Raw genomic sequence first — 16397 nt, 5'->3', positions numbered from 1 at the left:
TTGGTGCAATCCACGATCAAGGGGGCGAGCCATGTGCTCCGGCTCTGCCAAGGGGTTTCGGCGCGGGGCCGGTGGGTTCAGGCGGCCTTGCGCAGCGCCCCGGCTGCGGCGTGGGCAGCGAAGTAGTCCATGGACGCCTGCACGCCGCTGCCGGCCAGCCGGATGCCGGACAGCTTCAGGCCCATCTCCACGCCCGCCACCATGGCCAGCAGCGTCAGGTCGTTGCTGTCGCCCAGGTGGCCCATGCGGAACATGCGGCCCTTGAGCTTGCCCAGGCCCGCGCCCAGCGACAGGTCGAAGCGCGTGTGGATCAGGCGGCGCAGGGCATCGGCATCCACGCCTTCGGGCGTGATCACGCCGGTGAGCACGGGCGAGTAGACCTGCGGATCGGCGCACTGGATGGGCAGGCCCCAGGCCTGCACGGCGGCACGCACGCCGGCCGCCCAGCGCTGGTGGCGCGCAAACACCGTGTCCAGCCCTTCGGCCAGCAGCATGTCCAGCGATTCGGACAGGGCGTACAGCAGGTTGGTGTTGGGCGTGTAGGGCCAGTAGCCGGTCTGGTTCATCTCCACGATCTCGTCCCAGGCCCAGAACGACTTGGGCAGCTTCGCGCTTTTGGCGGCCTCCAGCGCGCGTGGCGACAGCGCGTTGAAGCTGATGCCGGGCGGCAGCATCAGGCCCTTTTGCGAGCCGCTGATGGTCACGTCCACGCCCCATTCGTCATGGCGGTAGTCGGCACTGGCCAGGCCCGAGATGGTGTCCACCAGCAGCAGGGCCGGGTGGCCCGCCGCGTCGATGGCCCGGCGCACGGCGGCGATGTCCGAGGTCACCCCCGTGGAGGTCTCGTTGTGCACCACGCACACGGCGCGGATCCGGCGCTCCGTGTCCTTGCGCAGCCGCGCCTCGATCAGCCCGGCCTGCACGCCATGGCGCCAGCCCGGCGCCTGGGGCAGGTGCTCGTCGGAGCCGCCATAGGACAGGAACTCGGTGGACAGGCCCAGGCGCGTGGCCATCTTCTGCCACAGCGAGGCGAAGTGGCCGGTTTCGAACATCAGCACATGGTCGCCAGGGCTGAGCGTGTTGATCAGGGCAGCCTCCCAGGCGCCCGTGCCGGAGGCCGGATAGATCACCACCGGATGCCGGGTCTTGAAGACCTGCTGGATGCCGGCCAGCACCTTCAGGCCGAGCTGGCCGAACTCCGGCCCCCGGTGGTCGATGGTGGGCAGGCTCATGGCCCGCAGGATGCGGTCGGGAACCGGGCTGGGGCCGGGAATCTGGAGGAAGTGGCGGCCCGTGGGATGGCTGTCGAGCGTGAGCATGGTGCGTCCTTTTCAAGGAAATGCCAGGTCGGTCTGCGGGGGAGGGTGTTTGCGAATTTTTGCATTCAAAATTCATAAATGCCTTGGTGATAACCATGAATACCTTGAGAAATGCTTGCGTAAGAATGAATGCAAAATTCATTCGACCAGGAGAATCCATGGCGGAGATCATCGAGATTTCGCGGCTTGCCCTGCATGACCAGGTGGCGGTGCGGCTGCGCACCTGGCTGGTGGAAGGGCGCATACCGCCCGGCGCCAAGCTCAACGAGCGCGCGCTGTGCGAGCAGTTGCGCGTCTCGCGCACGCCGCTGCGCGAGGCCATCAAGCTGCTGGCCTCCGAAGGGCTGGTGGACCTGGTGCCCAACCGCGGCGCCGTGGCCGTGCGCCTGGGCGAGGCCGATGTGCTGCAGACCTTCGAGGTGCTGGCGGGGCTGGAGGGCATGTCGGGCGAGCTGGCCGCGCAGCGCATCAGCCAGCAGCAACTGGCCGAGGTGCGGGCCCTGCACTTCGAGATGCTGGCCAGCCATGCGCGCCAGGACCTGTCCGGCTACTACCGGCTCAATGCGCTGATCCACTCGGCCATCAACCGCGCCGCCGCCAACCCCGTGCTGGCCGAGACCTATGGCCGCATCAACGCCCGCGTGCAGTCGCTGCGCTTTCGCACCAACCAGGACGCGGCCAAGTGGAAGCGCGCCGTCCAGGAGCACGAACGCATGCTGGAGGCGCTGCAGGCGCGCGACGCCGCCGCGCTGCGCCAGGTGCTGGTGGCCCACCTGGAGCACAAGCGCGACACCGTCATCGCCCTGCTCAAGGCAGGCCAGATCTACCCACGAACCATGAACGAATGAGAGCCGCCATGCTGATGGAATCCACGCACCGCCTTGCCGCTTCCGCCGACGACACCGTGCCCGCCCCCGGCACCGTGCTGCCGCCCGACGATGTCAGCCAGATGCTGGCGCGCCGCCTGCGCTCGGACACGCGCGGCCAGGTCCTGTTCGACGCCGCCTCGCGCGGGCGCTATGCCACCGATGCCTCCATCTACCAGATCATGCCGGTGGGCGTCTTCGTGCCCACCTGCGAGCAGGACATCGCCACGGCCCTGCAGATCGCCCGCGAGCTGAAGGTGCCCGTGCTGCCGCGCGGCGGCGGCACCAGCCAGTGCGGGCAGACCACGGGCGCGGCCCTGGTGATCGACAACAGCAAGCATTTGCGCAACATCCTCTCGGTGGACCCCGATGCAGGCACGGCCGAGGTCGAGCCCGGCCTGGTGCTGGACCACCTCAACGCCCGGCTCAAGAAGCTCGGCCTGTGGTATCCGGTGGACGTATCGACCAGCGCCCAGGCCACGCTGGGCGGCATGGCGGGCAACAATTCCTGCGGCTCGCGCTCGATTGCCTACGGCAACATGGTGCACAACGTGCGCGGCGCCCGCGCCTGGATGGCCGATGGCGAGCTGCTGGACTTCGGCCCCGTCGCCCAGGCCACGGGCCGCACAGCGCGCATTGCGCAGTTCGTGCACGGGCTGGCGCAACAGCACCGCGAGGACATTCATGCCCACTGGCCCAAGGTCATGCGCCGCGTGGCGGGCTACAACCTCGACATCTTCGACAACCAGAGCGAGCGGCCCTACACGGCCGACGGCAGCGTCAACCTGGCCCATCTGCTGATAGGCGCCGAGGGCACGCTGGCCTACACGCGCTCGCTCACCCTGCAGCTGAGCGCGCTGCCGCGCGCCAAGGTGCTGGGCGTGGTGAACTTTCCCACCTTCCACGCGGCCATGGACTCGGCCCAGCACATCGTGAAGCTGGGACCCACGGCCGTGGAGCTGGTGGACCGCACCATGATCGAGCTGGGCCTGGCCAACCCGGCCTTCAAGCCCACCATAGAGACCGCGCTCATCGGCCGCCCGGCTGCCATCTTGCTGGTGGAATTCGCCGGCGACGACCGCGCCGCGCTGCTGGCGCGGCTGCGCCAGCTGGTGGAACTCATGGGCGAGCTGGGCCTGCCCGGCAGCGTGGTGGAAATGCCCGAGGAAGCGGCCCAGAAAAACCTCTGGGAAGTGCGCAAGGCGGGGCTGAACATCATGATGAGCCTCAAGGGCGACGGCAAGCCCGTGAGCTTCATCGAGGACTGCGCCGTGCCGCTGCAGCACCTGGCCGAGTACACCGACGCGCTCACCGAAGTGTTCGCGCGCCATGGCAGCCGGGGCACCTGGTACGCCCATGCCTCCGTGGGCACGCTGCATGTGCGGCCCATCCTGGACATGCGCACCGACGGCGCGGCGCGCATGCGCGCCATTGCCGAGGAAGCGGCCGAACTGGTGCGCAAATACAAGGGCGCCTTCAGCGGCGAGCACGGCGACGGGCTGTGCCGCGGCGAGTGGATTGCCTGGCAGTTCGGGCCCGCCATCACCGAGGCCCTGCGCGCCATCAAGCAGCACTTCGACCCGGACAGCCTCTTCAACCCCGGCAAGATCATCGATACGCCGAAGATGGACGATGGCCGGCTGTTCCGCTTTGCGCCCGCCGATGCGCCCCGGCCCTACCGGCGCATTCCCATCACGCCCGTGCTCGACTGGTCCGCCTGGAACGTGCAGGCCGACCCGGTCACCGAAGTCACCACGGCGCCCGGCACGGGCGGCGACGTCACCGGCGGCTTTGCCAAGGCCGTGGAGATGTGCAACAACAACGGCCACTGCCGCAAGTTCGACGCCGGCACCATGTGCCCCAGCTACCGCGTCACGCGCGACGAGCAGCACCTGACGCGCGGCCGGGCCAACACCCTGCGCCTGGCCATCTCGGGCCAGCTGGGGCCGGACGCCTTCACCAGCGAGGCCATGCACGACACCATGGACCTGTGCGTGGGCTGCAAGGGCTGCAGGCGCGACTGCCCCACGGGCGTGGACATGGCCCGCATGAAGGTGGAATTCCTGGCCCACTACAAGGCCCGCCATGGCCACACGCTCAAGGACCGGCTGGTCGCCCATCTGCCGCGCTACGCCGCCACGGCCAGCCGCATGCCCTGGCTGCTGAACCTGCGCAACCGCCTGCCCGTGCTGCGCCAACTGGGCGAAAAACTGCTGGGCCTGTCCGCCAGGCGCTCGCTGCCGGCCTGGCGCAGCGACACCTTCTGGCGCGCGCCCGAAGCACATACCTTTCTTGACCGCGACCAGGCCCTGGCCCGCGCGGCGGCCGGCGAGCGCGTGGCCGTGCTCTTCGTGGACACCTTCAACGGCACCTTCGAGAGCGAAAACGCCCTGGCCGCCGCGCGCGTGCTGCAGGCGGCCGGCTATGCGCTGCACACCGCCAGCAAGTCCGCCAAAGAGGGCGGCGGCCACCACTGCTGCGGCCGCACCTACCTGGCCACCGGCATGGTCGAGCAGGCCAAGGCCAGCGCCGGTGCGCTGATCAATGCCCTGGCGCCCCTGGCCCGCGCCGGCATCCCCATCGTCGGCCTGGAGCCCTCCTGCCTGCTGACCCTGCGCGACGAAGCCCTGGTCATGGGCCTTGGCGAGCCTGCACAGGCCGTTGCCGCCCAGGCCCTGCTGTTCGAGGAATTCATTGCCCGTGAAGTCAAGGCCGGCCGCTTTGCGCTGCCGCTGCGCGCCGCCGAGGCGCCCATCCTCGTGCACGGCCATTGCCACCAGAAGGCCTTTGGCGCCGTCAGCCCCATCCTCGACGTGCTGCGGCTGATTCCCGGCGCCCAGCCCGAGCTCATCGAAAGCTCCTGCTGCGGCATGGCCGGCAGCTTCGGCTACGAGGCCAGCCACCACCAGGTCTCCATGGACATGGCCGAGGCGGCCCTGCTGCCGGCCATACGCCAGCGCCCCGAGGCCATCGTCGTGGCCGACGGCACCAGCTGCCGCCACCAGATCGCCGACGGCGCGGCGCGCGAAGCCGTGCATGTGGCGCGGCTGCTGGAAAGCCTGCTGGATGCCCGCTGACTGCCCGCTGACCGCCCGCTGACCGCCATCCTCCATCCCGCACAAGACCAAGGTACTCCCATGAAGCACAAGCCCTGCCTGGACCTCCAGGACATCAAGGCCATCGCCCAGGCCGCCGAGGCGCATGCCACGGCGCACGGCTGGGCCGTCAGCATCGCCATCGCCGATGACGGCGGCCACCTGCTGTGGCTGCAGCGCCTGGACGGCGCGGCACCGGCCTCGGCCCACATCGCGCCGGCCAAGGCCCACGCCGCAGCACTGGGCCGCAAGGAAAGCCGGCTCTATGAGGAAATGATCAATGGCGGCCGTACCGCCTACCTGAGCGTGCCCGCGCTGCAGGGCCTGCTGGAAGGCGGCGTGCCCATCGCCAGGGAGGGCCACTGCCTGGGCGCCGTGGGCGTCAGCGGGGTGAAGCCGGCCGAGGATGCGGAGGTGGCGCGGGCGGGGATTGCGGCGCTGGGGGCCGCGCCGCAGCGTTAGCGGCCCTGGGCTTCAGCGCGACTTGCGCGGCTGCAGGGCCTCGGCGCGCAGCATGGCCAGCACGGCATCGCGCTTGTGGTGCAGGTGGGTGACCAGCAGCTCGCGCAGGGCCGTGGCGTCGCGTGCGCCCAGGGCCTCGATCATGGCTTCGTGCTCCTTGACGGCCTGCTTCCACTTGGCCGTGTCCAGGTTGGTGCGAAAGCGCAGCGACTGCACGCGGTTGTTGATGCGCTGGAAGGTTTCCGTCAGCACGGGGTTCTTGGCGGCGCTGTTCAGGGCCGCGTGGATGGCGGCGTTGAGCCGGTAGTAGGCAGACACGTCGGCGCGCGCCACGCTGGCCATCATCTCGTAGTGCAGGGCGCGGATCTCGGCGAATTCCTGGTCGGTGATGCGCTGGGCGGCCAGTTCGCCCGACAGGCCCTCGATGCCGGCCAGCACCTCGAAGGCGTGCATGACATCGGCCTCGCTCAGCTTGACGGCGATGGCGCCGCGGTTGGGCAGCAGGTCGGCCAGGCCTTCGGCGGCCAGCAGCTTGATGGCCTCGCGCAGCGGCGTGCGCGAGACGCCGAGCTGCTCGCACAGCTCGCGCTCGTTGAGCTTGGCGCCCGGGGCGATGCGCCCCTCGATGAGCATGGACCGCAAACGGTCCGCCACCTGCTCGTGCAGCGCCGCCCGCGATATCTCGATGATCTCCGCCATCTAGCGGTCTCCTTGGCTGTTCCTGGCTGGTGGATGCCTCCGCCACAGGCATTGCGCCATGCGGGGCGGCGCCGATGTTAGCCGAGTTTGCATCCCCTGCGGGCCGCCGGGCGGGCGCACGCGCTGTCCATGCCAAGCACTACAGGCTTTTCAGCAGGGGCCTACGGCCGGCGGAGACTCTTGATCCCACCATGGATGCCGATCCGACAGACCAACCAGGGAAAAACAATGGCCCAACCAGGAATCAGGCTGCAGATCCAGGTGGATCTTGCCTATGACATCCGCGATCCGGCCGGGGCCGACTTCGTGTTCAACATCCATGCGGCCCACACCTCGCACCAGACGGTGGAGAACGAGCGGCTGGTGCTCAGCCAGCCGGTGGAGCCCGACATTGCCACCGAGCCCGCCACCTCCACGCGCTTCATGCGCCTGCATGCCAACCCCGGCCCCCTGCACCTGACCTACACGGCCACCGTCTGCATCGCGCACCACCGCGAGGATCCTGCGGCGCTGGGCGAGGTTCCGGTGCGCTGCATCCCGCTGGAGGTCCTGCCCTACATCTACCCCAGCCGCTATTGCCAGTCCGACCGGCTGATGCAGCTGGCCTTCCGCAATTTCGGCCACCTGGCGCCCGGCTATTCGCGCGTGCTGGCCATACAGCAGTGGGTGCAGGAGCTGGTGACCTTCGCTTCGGCCACCAGCAACTCGTCCACCTCGGCCGTCGATACCCTGGTGGAGCAGGTGGGCGTGTGCCGCGACTTCACGCACCTGATGATCGCCCTGTGCCGCGCGCTGAACATTCCCGCCCGCATCGCCACCGGCACGGACTACGGTGCCGACCCTGCGCTGGGCCCGCCCGATTTCCATGCCTACGTGGAAGCCTACCTGGGCGACAGGTGGTACCTGTTCGATGCATCGGGCACGGCCATTCCCATGGGCTTCATGCGCTTTGGCACGGGCCGTGACGCGGCCGACGTGGCCTTTGCCACCATCTTCGGCAACGTGGTGGCCATGGCCCCCATGATCCAGACACAGGCCCTGGAAGACGAGCACAGCCAGCTGCCCCGGCTGTGCAGCGAGGCGCTGTCGACCACCGCGCCGTCGCCCGCCGTGCTGTCGGGCTGCGCATCGTTTGGCAGCACGGCGGACCGTAGGAGCTTCAGGCAGCTGCCTGCCTGAGCTGCCTGCGCTGTAAAAGGCGCGCGGCGGCGGCTCTCAGAAGCGGTGCGTTCCCGTCACCGCAAAGGTGCGCCGCTGGCCGTAGAAGCAGTCGCCGCGTGCCAGGCACTGCGTGATCTGCACCTTGTCGGTCAGGTTGACCACGTTGAAGGCCAGGCGCCAGGGGCCGGCGTCATAGGACACCATGGCGTCCAGCAGGGTGGCCGAAGGCGTGTCCACCAGGCTGGTGCCCGTCCACTGCGAACCCGTGTAGCGCACGCCCGCACCCAGGCTCCAGCCGCCGCGCCCTTCGCTGGCAAAGCGGTGCGTCAGCCAGGCCGATGCCGTGTGGCGCGGCACGCTGGTCACGCGCTGGCCCTGGTCGCCGCCATTGCTGCGCGAGATGACGGCGTCGGTGTACGCATAGGCCAGGGTGGCGTCCCAGTGGCGGGCCAGGCTGGCGGTGAGCTCGGCCTCGAAGCCGTTGACCTTGACCTCGCCGATCTGCAGGCTGTTGAGCGGGTTGGCCGGGTCGGTGGTCTTGCGGTTCTTCTCGCGCAGCGTGTAGACGGCGGCAAAGGCCGACAGGCCCTGGCCCGGCGGCTGCCATTTCACGCCGGCTTCCCATTGCTCGCCGCGCTGCGCCTTGTAGGGCGTGCCGTAGACGTTCACGCCGCCCAGCGGCTGGAAGGACTCGGAGTAGCCCAGGTAGGGCGCCCAGCCACCCTCCATCTGGTAGGTGGCGCCTGCGCGCTTGGTCCAGGCCTTCTCGTCCACGGCGGAGGCGGGACGGCCTTCGGTGTCCGTCTGCGCGCTGTCGTGGCGCAGGCCCAGGGTGGCGGTCCAGCGGCCCCACTTGATCTGGTCCTGGGCGTAGAAGCCCAATTGCTTTTGCGACACGCCCGGCTGGCGCACCAGCTGCGAGGCCGTGGGCGGCGTGAAATTGCCGTAGACGGGGTTGTAGACGTCAAACGGCGCGGTCAGTCCGCGCCAGGTGGACTGGCTGGTGCTGTTGCGCTGCGCATCCATGCCGGCCAGCACGGTGTGCTCGGCCGTGCCCCAGCGCAGCTTGCCTTCGAGCTGCGTGTCGATCACCAGCATGCGCCCGCCGTTGACCTGCCAGGAGGCATCGCGGTAGACGCTGCGGTTGTCGGGGTTGAAGACCGGGCGCGCAGGGCGGCCCTGGCCGGGGATGGCGGTGAAGCTGGTGTAGATGGAGCGGTAGTCCACGTCGCTGATGGTGCGCCGCAGGTTCTGGCGCACGGTCCAGTCCGCATTCAGGCGGTGGCTGAACAGGTAGCCCCAGGATTTGTTCTCTGTGTCGAACGAGTCCCAGCCGGGCTCGCCGATGAAGGTGCTGGTGGGAATCTGGCCGTAGGGGCTGGGCAGGCGCGTGCCCTGCCAGGGGAAGAAGCCGATCAGCGAGCCGCTCTTGTCCTTCTGGTAGAGCGCCTGCAGCGTGAGCGAGGTATCGGCGCTGGGCCTCCACGTCAGGCTGGGCGCGATCACCAGGCGGTCGTCGTTCACATGGTCCACCTGGGTGCTGCTTTCCCGGCCCACGGCCACCAGGCGGTACAGCCACTGGCCGTCTTCGGTGACCGCGCCGGTCAGGTCGGTGGCGATCTGCTTGCGCCCGTAGCTGCCCACCTGCACCTGCACCTCGCGCAGCGCCTCGGCCTGCGGGCGCTTGCTGGTGAGGTTGAGCACCCCGCCCACGCTGCCCTGGCCGTAGAGCACGGAAGAGGGTCCGCGCAGGAATTCCACGCGTTCCAGCGTGTAGGGGTCGGGCCGGCTGGTGTTGTAGGTGCCGTAGGTGCGCAGCAGTCCGTCCTGGTACTGGCTCACGCTGCCGCCGCGTGCCGAGAAGCTGTCCACCCGGCTGTCGAAATAGTTGGACACCACGCCGGCGCTGTAGGCGGTGGTCTGGCGCAGCGTCTGCACGCCCTGGGCCTCGAACTGGTCGCGCGTGACCACGCTGATGGCCTGGGGCGTCTCTATCAGCGGCGTGTCGGTCTTGGTGGCCGAGATGGCGCGCTTGGCGGTGAAGCCCACCACAGGGCCGGTGGGATTTTCCTTCTCGGTGCCTGCGTTCACGGTGACCGGGGCGAGCGTGGCCTCGGGGACCTTGTCAGGCTGGGCCTGTGCGTGGGCTGCGCCGCACAGGGCAAGCAGGGCGGCATGCGCAACTGCCGTGCGCGAGAGTCTTTGGGTAAGCATGGTCAATGGTCGAGAGCTGGGAAACCTGTGCCGTGGGGCGTGCTCTGGGTGCGTCGGCGCTGCTGCCGGCCCTGGGGCCAGCAGCGCAGCCTGTCATGGCGGGTGCGGATTCTAGAATGACAATGGGAATGATTTCTTTTTCTTTTCATTTGTATGTAGCATGCAACGCATTGTTATCATTTTGATAGCGTAGAAGCTTGTTTTGAAGCGACCTGCAGGTCGATGTGCAGGGCGGTGCGATACGCGTACGGTCTTGCTTGCGGGAAGTCCGCGCAGCGTGATAGCCCTCTTCGCGCCGGGGCGCCAGCGGCCCCGGTCGCCTCAGGCCTGGGCGGCCTGCAAGGGGTTGCCTGGGTGTGAAACGGCCTCGGGCCACAGCCGACCGGCCGCCGCCTGCAAGGCTTGCACCAACTGCTGCGTATCCGTCTTGCCGGTGGCGTGCAGCGCTTCGGTCACGATCAGCGCGTTGACGGTGGATTCGCGCACTGCCGAGTGGCCGCTTTGGCGGTTGCACCAGCGCCGGGCGTGGGCGCGGCCAGCCGTGTCGGCAAAGATGATTTCGCCGGGCTCGGGATATTCGATCTCGCCTGAGAAGGTCTCGTAGACCTCGCTGCCGGTTGCGGGGCGCACCTGCAGGCAGCCGCTGATGCGGTCCAGGTCGAAGACGGCCACGGGAATGGCAAAGGCCACCGAGGCCGCATTGCACAGGTCCACCAGCGGATGCAGGCCCGGCAGATCTCCCTCCTTGCGCAGGCGGCGCAGCAGGGCCTCGGCGGCGCAGCGGTATTGCGTGGGCTTGAGGCCCATCCTGGCAAAGCCGCGCCGCCAGGCCTGGATGGATGGCATCTCGCTTTCCGGGGTGCAGGCCAGGTTCTGCCTGGCCTGTGCCATGAAGGGGGCGATCACGGCGTGTGCGGGCACGTCGGGCGACAGGCAGCGCAGCAGCAAGGTCTGCGTGGCCAGTTCAGGAAAGTCGCGGGGGATGGAGGGTGCGTAGGAGAACGGCAAGATCGGGCCTTGTGATTGGAGAGGGGATGTGATCTCCATCCTCGCCAGGCCGGTTTGCGTGGTCTTGAAGGAAATTGCAGCGCGTCACGCAGCGCAGGCGCTTGCTGCCCTGGCATAGTAGCCGGGCGCCATGCCGAAGCTGCGCACGAACAGGCGCGTCATATGGCTCTGGTCGGCAAAGCCGCTGTGCGCGGCGGCCTCGGCCAGCGGCACGCCGCTGGCGATGAGCCCGCGCGCCTGGTGCAGGCGCCGCTGCAGCAGATAGGCATGGGGCGTCATGCCTGTGGCGCGCGCAAAGGCGCGCAGGAACTGGTAGCGGCTCAGGCCCGCCTCTTGGGCCAGGGCGCCCAGGGTCAGGGGCGCGCCGGGATCGTCGTCCATCCGGGCGCGGGCCAGGGTGATGGGGGCCGGTGCGCGGGGCGCAGGGGCAGGGCGCTGCAGCATGCCGCCCAGCAGTTGCAGCAGGGCTTCGTCCAGGTCCAGGGCGTCCGCTGGCTCGCCGCTGCCGGTCATCCTGCGGTACAGGGTCTGAAAACACGCGGCCAGGCGCGGGTCGCGCATGGCGGGCTGGCGGAACTCGAAGCCGGCCGCCGGCCCTGCGCCATCCATGTCCGCCATGAGCCCGGCCACGACCCAGGGCTCCAGGTAGAGCATGCGCCAGGCGCGACCGCCATCGCCCAGGGGCATGCCGTCATGCAGCTCGCCGGGGTTGACCATGATGAGGTCGCCGGCCCCGGCCTCGTAGAGACCTCGCCCGCTGGCGGACTTCTGCGCGCCACGCTCGATCAGGCCGATGCCGTACTGCTCGTGGGTATGCCGCCCAAAGTGCCTCGCCGTGTCGGCGGCCACGGCCTCCACGCCTGCGGTGCGGCAGCGCAGCCAGCTGAAATGCCCATCCGTGGTCGAAACCATGCCGCAGCCTTTCCTACCCACCCTGGCGTGCCAGCGTGATCGCCAGGCCGGCCAGCCCCGCGCCCACCACCACGGGGATCACGCCGACCTTCCAGCGCAGCAGCGCGGCCGCCGCAGCCAGGCCCAGCAGTGCGGACGGCCAGTCGAAGGGACCCGCCCAGCCCAGGGGCCACAGCACATGCCAGGCAAAGAACACGGCCAGGTTGGCGATGACGCCCACCACGGCGGCCGTGATGCCCGTCAGCGGCGCGGTGAAGCCCAGCCTGCCATGGGTGGACTCGATGAAGGGGCCGCCCAGCAGGATGAAGGCAAAGGACGGCAAAAAGGTGAAGAAGGTCACGACCAGGGCGGCGGCGGCGCCGGCAGGCAGCAGCGCATCGGGGCCGAACACCTGCGTGCTCCAGCCGCCCAGGAAGCCCACGAAGGACACCACCATGATCAGCGGCCCCGGCGTGGTCTCGCCCAGGGCCAGCCCGTCCATCATCTGCATGGCCGTGAGCCAGTGGTAGTGGTCCACCGCGCCCTGGTAGAGGTAGGGCAGCACGGCATAGGCGCCGCCAAAGGTCAGCAGTGCCGCCTTGGTGAAGAACCAGCCCATCTGGGTGAGCGCGCCCTGCCAGCCGAAGGCGGCGGTCAGCAGGCCCAGCGCCAGCGCCCACAGCCCCAGGCTGGCCGCCAGCACCTGGCTGAAAAAACGCCAGCTGAACCGTGCATGGGCCGGTACGGGCGTGTCATCGTCGATGACGGCCGGGCCGTGGCTGCCGCCGCCGTGGCCGTGCCCGCCTGCAGGGGCGAAGTGGCGCGGCGCCAGCCTGCCCCCCAGGTAGCCCAGTGCGCCGGCCGCCAGCACGATCAGCGGAAACGGCAGCTTCAGCGCGAAGATGGCCACGAAGGCCGCCGCGGCAATGCCCCACAGCCAGCCGTTGCGCAGGGTGCGCGAGCCCACGCGCCAGGCCGCCTGCACCACCAGCGCCGTCACGGCCGGCTTGATGCCGTAGAAGATGCCGGCAATGGCCGGCACATGGCCGAAGGCCACATAGATCCAGGACAGGCCGATCAGCAGCACCAGCGAGGGCAGCACGAACAGCCCGCCGGCCACGATGCCGCCCCAGGTGCGGTGCAGCAGCCAGCCGATATAGGTGGCCAGCTGCTGCGCCTCGGGGCCGGGCAGCAGCATGCAGTAGTTGAGCGCATGCAGGAATCGGCCCTCGGATATCCAGCGCCGCCGCTCCACCAGGTCCTCATGCATGATGGCGATCTGCCCGGCCGGCCCGCCAAAGCTGATGCAGCCCAGCTTCAGCCAGTAGCGCAGGGCTTCGGCGCGGGTGGGGGCCACAGGGGGCGGGGGCGCGGGCGGGTTGGGTGTGGTCTGCAGGCTGGAGGGCATGCCGCAAATGTCTCATACGGCAGCCGCCCCCGATGCCTGAAGGCACCCGCGCTGCGCAGGCGCTACATCTGCCGCGCGGCCTGCTTGACCAGCACCGGCTCGGCCCGGTAGCTGTCCGGGAACAGGCGCTTGAGCTGTTGCACCTTGGGCAGGTCGTTGATGACGATGTAGGGATGGCGCGGGTTCTCGGTCATGAAGTCCTGGTGGTAGTTCTCGGCAGGGAAGAAGCTGGGCTTGTCCTCCAGCCGGGTCACGATGGGCTTGCCGAAGACCTTGGCCGCGTCCAGCTGGGCCACATAGGCCTGGGCGGTCCTGAGCTGCGCGGCGTCGGTGGCGAAGATGGCCGAGCGGTACTGCGGGCCCGTGTCCGGCCCCTGGCGGTTGAGCTGGGTCGGGTCATGGGCCACGGAAAAGTAGATCTGCAGCAGTTGCCCGTAGCTGACCTGGGCCGGGTCATAGGTGATCTCGACCGACTCCGCATGCCCGGTGCGGCCGCTGCTCACCGCCGAATACGAGGCCTGGGCCGCCGTGCCGCCGCTGTAGCCCGAGACGGCGCGCTGCACGCCCTTGACATGCTGGAACACGCCTTGCACGCCCCAGAAGCAGCCGCCCGCAAAGATGGCTTTCTGCGGCCCCTGGCCCGTGGCCGGCATGTCCTGCGCGGGTGGCGGAATGCGCACGGCCTGCTCGGCCGCCTGCAGGTCGCTGCCCTGCCACAGCAGGGCGCCGCCCAGCAGCACGGCGCTGCCGGTCAGCAGTTGGAGAAGGCCGCGGCGGCGGGGTGCGGTGGCGAGGGGGGAATCGTTGGTCATGGTGTCTCTCCGGTGAAAGTGAAGCGGCCAGGGATCAGCCAAAGGTGAAGGCATAGGCGGAGATGCCGGGGTCCAGGAATTCGATGCTGAAGGTGCGTTCGGCTGCGCCGCCGTCCTGGCGCACCAGCTGGTACAGGCGCTGCGCGGTCACGCTGCCGCTGCCGTCGGCGGCCACGTCCATGCCGCGCGAGGCGCCGGGCGCCTTGCCGTCGATCAGTACCTTGAAGCGCACGGGCTTGCCATCGCTGCCCGGGCCCAGCACCAGGTGCAGGTCGCGTGCCTGGAAGCGGTAGGTGATGCGGCCGGTGGCGCCGTCCAGCGTGGCGCTTTCCGGGCCCACCGTCCATTGGCCGCTCAGGCCCCAGGCGTTCAGCGGCAGGCGCTCGGGCGTGGCATAGGCGGTGGCCTGGTCGTGCACGGCTGCAGGCGTGGCGGCAAATTGCTCGGCGCGCTCATAGCCCAGGTAGGTCTCGTGCGAGCGCACGGCTGCCATGTCGGCTGCCTGCTGCACGCCCTGGGCCTGCACGTCGATCAGGCCCAGGTCCACCTGCTTCGATCCGGCTTCCTGCAGCAGTTGCTGGATCACGCGCTCGGACTCGGCATAGCCGCCTTCGCCAAAGTGGTGGTGCCGGATGCGGCCCTGGGCATCGATGAAGTAGTGCGCCGGCCAGTACTGGTTGTGGAAGGCGCGCCAGATCTTGTAGCCGTTGTCCACGGCCACGGGGTAGCTGATGCCCAGGTCCTTGATGGCCTTTTCCACGTTGGACAGCTTGCGCTCGAAGGCGAACTCCGGCGCATGCACGCCCACCACCACCAGGCCCTGGTCGCGGTACTTCTCGGCCCAGGCCTTCACATAGGGCAGGGTGCGCAGGCAGTTGATGCAGGAGTAGGTCCAGAAATCCACCAGCACCACCTTGCCGCGCAGTTGTTCGGCCGTCAGCGGGGTGGAGTTGAGCCAGTCGGTGGCGCCGTCCAGCGCAGGGGCCAGCCCTTCGTCCGGCAGGGCGGCGCGGGACGGGCCGCCGGCCATGCGCATGGCGCCGCCTGCGGCCATCATGGCCGGGCCAGCACCGGAGTCCGTATCCACGGCGGCCATCATTGCGGGACCGGCCTGCATGGCCATGGCGCCACCCTCGGGCCTGCCGCTCAGGCGGTCCACCAGCCTTTGCTCCAGGCCGCCGGTGGAGGCCGTGGACACTTGCGCCAGCACGCCCGTGTCCAGCCCCAGCGCAATCGCGCCCACGCCGGCCAGCATGGCCGCGCCCAGCCCGCGCCGCACCCATTCGCCCGCGCCCAGCATGCGCTTGAGCGCCGCAAACACCTTGCCGCCCAGCAGCAGGGCCGCCGCCATGGAGGTGGCCGCACCGGCCGCATAGGCCAGCAGCAGCAGGCTGGAGGTGGTGTTGGCGCCCTGCAGTGCGGCGCCCGTGAGGATCAGGCCCAGGATGGGGCCGGCGCAGGGCGCCCACAGCAGGCCCGTGGCCACGCCCAGCAGCAGCGAGGCGCCGGGGCGGGCGCCGCCGTCCGTGCCCTGGGCACGCTCGGACAGGCGCGAGCCCGCCGCCACCAGCGGCCGCGTCAGCCGCTCGGACAGGCCGGGCCACAGCAGGGTCAGCGCAAACACGGCGACCAGGCCCAGGGCCAGCCAGCGGCCGTACTCATTGGCGGCCACCACCCAGCCGCCGCCTACGGCCGCCAGCGAGGCCACCAGGGCGAAGGTCAGCGCCATGCCCGCCAGCAGCGGCAGGCCGCTTTTGGCGAAGGGCTGGTCGGCGCGTGCAAAGACGAAGGGCAGCACCGGCAGGATGCAGGGGCTGACGATGGTCAGCACCCCGCCCAGATAGGCCAGGACGATCAGCAGCATGGCGTGGCTCCCGGGTTCAGGCAGGCTGGGGCGTGAACGTCAGGGACAGCCCGTTCATGCAGTAGCGCAGGCCCGTGGGCCTGGGGCCGTCGTCGAAGACATGGCCCAGGTGGCCGCCGCAGCGGCGGCAATGCACCTCGGTGCGCAGCATGCCGTAGGTGCGGTCCTGGCGCGTGGCCACGGCCTTGTCCAGCGGCTGCCAGAAGCTGGGCCAGCCCGTGCCGCTGTCGAACTTGGTCTTGGACGAGAACAGGGGCAGCGCGCAGCCTGCGCAGGCAAAGGTGCCCGCGCGGTGCTCCTTGTTCAGCGGGCTGGAGCCTGCACGCTCCGTGCCTTCCTTGCGCAGGATCCGGTACTGCTCGGGCGTGAGGCGGGCGCGCCACTCGGCATCCGTGTAGCTGACCTCGAAGACCTCGCTGGAGGCGGCCGCTGGCGCGCGGCGCGGGAACAGGCTGGCCGCCAGCACGGCGGTGGTGCCGGCGCCTGCGGTCCACAGAAGATGGCGTCTGGTGGTCATGGTGTGCTCCTGAAGGTTGCGTGCGTCTGAAAACGATGCGATGCCAGTCAGGTTAGGGCGCCGGCCTCCCGAAGTCCTCAC

Annotated in this window: 13 protein-coding genes; 4 read left to right on the top strand and 9 right to left on the bottom strand. The window is 69.5% G+C overall.

The features are described 5' to 3' along the window. Positions 1–77 precede the first annotated feature (77 nt). Positions 78–1319, bottom strand: coding sequence for an alanine--glyoxylate aminotransferase family protein (locus tag ACF8NF_RS26550; RefSeq protein ID WP_088165147.1), 1242 nt, complete (start codon positions 1317–1319; stop codon positions 78–80). Between the two features lie 158 nt (positions 1320–1477). Here ACF8NF_RS26550 and ACF8NF_RS26545 point away from each other — a divergent pair, with 158 nt between their 5' ends. Genes ACF8NF_RS26545 through ACF8NF_RS26535 form a run of 3 tightly spaced genes read left to right on the top strand, consistent with a single transcriptional unit; the run spans position 1478 to position 5742 of the window. Next, on the top strand, positions 1478–2167 hold the full coding sequence (locus ACF8NF_RS26545; protein ID WP_392451588.1) for a GntR family transcriptional regulator: 690 nt from the start codon (positions 1478–1480) through the stop codon (positions 2165–2167). 8 nt (positions 2168–2175) lie between these two features. Beyond that, positions 2176–5262, top strand: coding sequence for an FAD-binding and (Fe-S)-binding domain-containing protein (locus tag ACF8NF_RS26540; protein WP_392451587.1), 3087 nt, complete (start codon positions 2176–2178; stop codon positions 5260–5262). A gap of 60 nt (positions 5263–5322) precedes the next feature. After that, positions 5323–5742, top strand: a complete 420-nt coding sequence (locus ACF8NF_RS26535) for a heme-binding protein (protein ID WP_133073030.1) — start codon at positions 5323–5325, stop codon at positions 5740–5742. 12 nt (positions 5743–5754) lie between these two features. On the opposite strand, the gene ACF8NF_RS26530 is transcribed toward ACF8NF_RS26535, so the two are convergent. Beyond that, positions 5755–6441 carry a GntR family transcriptional regulator gene (locus ACF8NF_RS26530; RefSeq protein WP_013802958.1) on the bottom strand — a complete coding sequence of 229 codons (687 nt, stop codon included), beginning with the start codon at positions 6439–6441 and terminating at the stop codon, positions 5755–5757. Between the two features lie 228 nt (positions 6442–6669). Here ACF8NF_RS26530 and ACF8NF_RS26525 point away from each other — a divergent pair, with 228 nt between their 5' ends. Continuing rightward, positions 6670–7620, top strand: a complete 951-nt coding sequence (locus ACF8NF_RS26525; protein WP_016448176.1) for a transglutaminase family protein — start codon at positions 6670–6672, stop codon at positions 7618–7620. 36 nt (positions 7621–7656) lie between these two features. Here ACF8NF_RS26525 and ACF8NF_RS26520 read toward each other — a convergent pair whose 3' ends face one another. The 7 genes from ACF8NF_RS26520 to msrB form a co-directional block, all read right to left on the bottom strand. Then, positions 7657–9816: a TonB-dependent siderophore receptor gene (locus tag ACF8NF_RS26520; protein ID WP_392451586.1), complete on the bottom strand. Its 2160-nt coding sequence runs from the start codon at positions 9814–9816 to the stop codon at positions 7657–7659. A 321-nt stretch (positions 9817–10137) separates the two neighbouring features. Beyond that, the gene (locus ACF8NF_RS26515) at positions 10138–10824 is read right to left on the bottom strand and encodes a phenylalanine--tRNA ligase beta subunit-related protein (protein WP_338496640.1); all 687 of its coding nucleotides are present in this window, start codon (positions 10822–10824) and stop codon (positions 10138–10140) included. Between the two features lie 84 nt (positions 10825–10908). After that, complete coding sequence (locus ACF8NF_RS26510) at positions 10909–11736, bottom strand: AraC family transcriptional regulator (protein ID WP_392451585.1); 828 nt, start codon at positions 11734–11736, stop codon at positions 10909–10911. 13 nt (positions 11737–11749) lie between these two features. Then, the gene (chrA, locus tag ACF8NF_RS26505) at positions 11750–13123 is read right to left on the bottom strand and encodes a chromate efflux transporter (protein ID WP_392451584.1); all 1374 of its coding nucleotides are present in this window, start codon (positions 13121–13123) and stop codon (positions 11750–11752) included. Positions 13124–13185: 62 nt separating this feature from the next. Beyond that, positions 13186–13935: a peptide-methionine (S)-S-oxide reductase MsrA gene (gene msrA / locus ACF8NF_RS26500; RefSeq protein WP_209800427.1), complete on the bottom strand. Its 750-nt coding sequence runs from the start codon at positions 13933–13935 to the stop codon at positions 13186–13188. Between the two features lie 34 nt (positions 13936–13969). After that, positions 13970–15799, bottom strand: coding sequence for a cytochrome c biogenesis protein DipZ (locus ACF8NF_RS26495; protein ID WP_392451583.1), 1830 nt, complete (start codon positions 15797–15799; stop codon positions 13970–13972). 16 nt (positions 15800–15815) lie between these two features. After that, positions 15816–16316, bottom strand: coding sequence for a peptide-methionine (R)-S-oxide reductase MsrB (gene msrB, locus ACF8NF_RS26490; RefSeq protein WP_016448169.1), 501 nt, complete (start codon positions 16314–16316; stop codon positions 15816–15818). Between the last annotated feature and the right edge of the window lie 81 nt (positions 16317–16397).

The sequence above is a fragment of the Delftia sp. WSY_22 genome (genome assembly GCF_043104185.1).
Lineage (GTDB): Bacteria > Pseudomonadota > Gammaproteobacteria > Burkholderiales > Burkholderiaceae_C > Comamonas > Comamonas tsuruhatensis.
This window is presented reverse-complemented; position numbering and strand designations above follow the sequence as displayed.

What these genes read in the sequence shown, in the direction of transcription:
- ACF8NF_RS26520 (WP_392451586.1), bottom strand. Translation starts at nt 9,816, where the DNA reads ATGCTTACCCAAAGACTCTCGCGCACGGCAGTTGCGCATGCCGCCCTG.
- chrA (WP_392451584.1), bottom strand. Translation starts at nt 13,123, where the DNA reads ATGCCCTCCAGCCTGCAGACCACACCCAACCCGCCCGCGCCCCCGCCC.
- ACF8NF_RS26530 (WP_013802958.1), bottom strand. Translation starts at nt 6,441, where the DNA reads ATGGCGGAGATCATCGAGATATCGCGGGCGGCGCTGCACGAGCAGGTG.
- ACF8NF_RS26525 (WP_016448176.1), top strand. Translation starts at nt 6,670, where the DNA reads ATGGCCCAACCAGGAATCAGGCTGCAGATCCAGGTGGATCTTGCCTAT.
- ACF8NF_RS26550 (WP_088165147.1), bottom strand. Translation starts at nt 1,319, where the DNA reads ATGCTCACGCTCGACAGCCATCCCACGGGCCGCCACTTCCTCCAGATT.
- ACF8NF_RS26495 (WP_392451583.1), bottom strand. Translation starts at nt 15,799, where the DNA reads ATGCTGCTGATCGTCCTGGCCTATCTGGGCGGGGTGCTGACCATCGTC.
- ACF8NF_RS26540 (WP_392451587.1), top strand. Translation starts at nt 2,176, where the DNA reads ATGCTGATGGAATCCACGCACCGCCTTGCCGCTTCCGCCGACGACACC.
- msrA (WP_209800427.1), bottom strand. Translation starts at nt 13,935, where the DNA reads ATGACCAACGATTCCCCCCTCGCCACCGCACCCCGCCGCCGCGGCCTT.
- ACF8NF_RS26545 (WP_392451588.1), top strand. Translation starts at nt 1,478, where the DNA reads ATGGCGGAGATCATCGAGATTTCGCGGCTTGCCCTGCATGACCAGGTG.
- msrB (WP_016448169.1), bottom strand. Translation starts at nt 16,316, where the DNA reads ATGACCACCAGACGCCATCTTCTGTGGACCGCAGGCGCCGGCACCACC.
- ACF8NF_RS26510 (WP_392451585.1), bottom strand. Translation starts at nt 11,736, where the DNA reads ATGGTTTCGACCACGGATGGGCATTTCAGCTGGCTGCGCTGCCGCACC.
- ACF8NF_RS26535 (WP_133073030.1), top strand. Translation starts at nt 5,323, where the DNA reads ATGAAGCACAAGCCCTGCCTGGACCTCCAGGACATCAAGGCCATCGCC.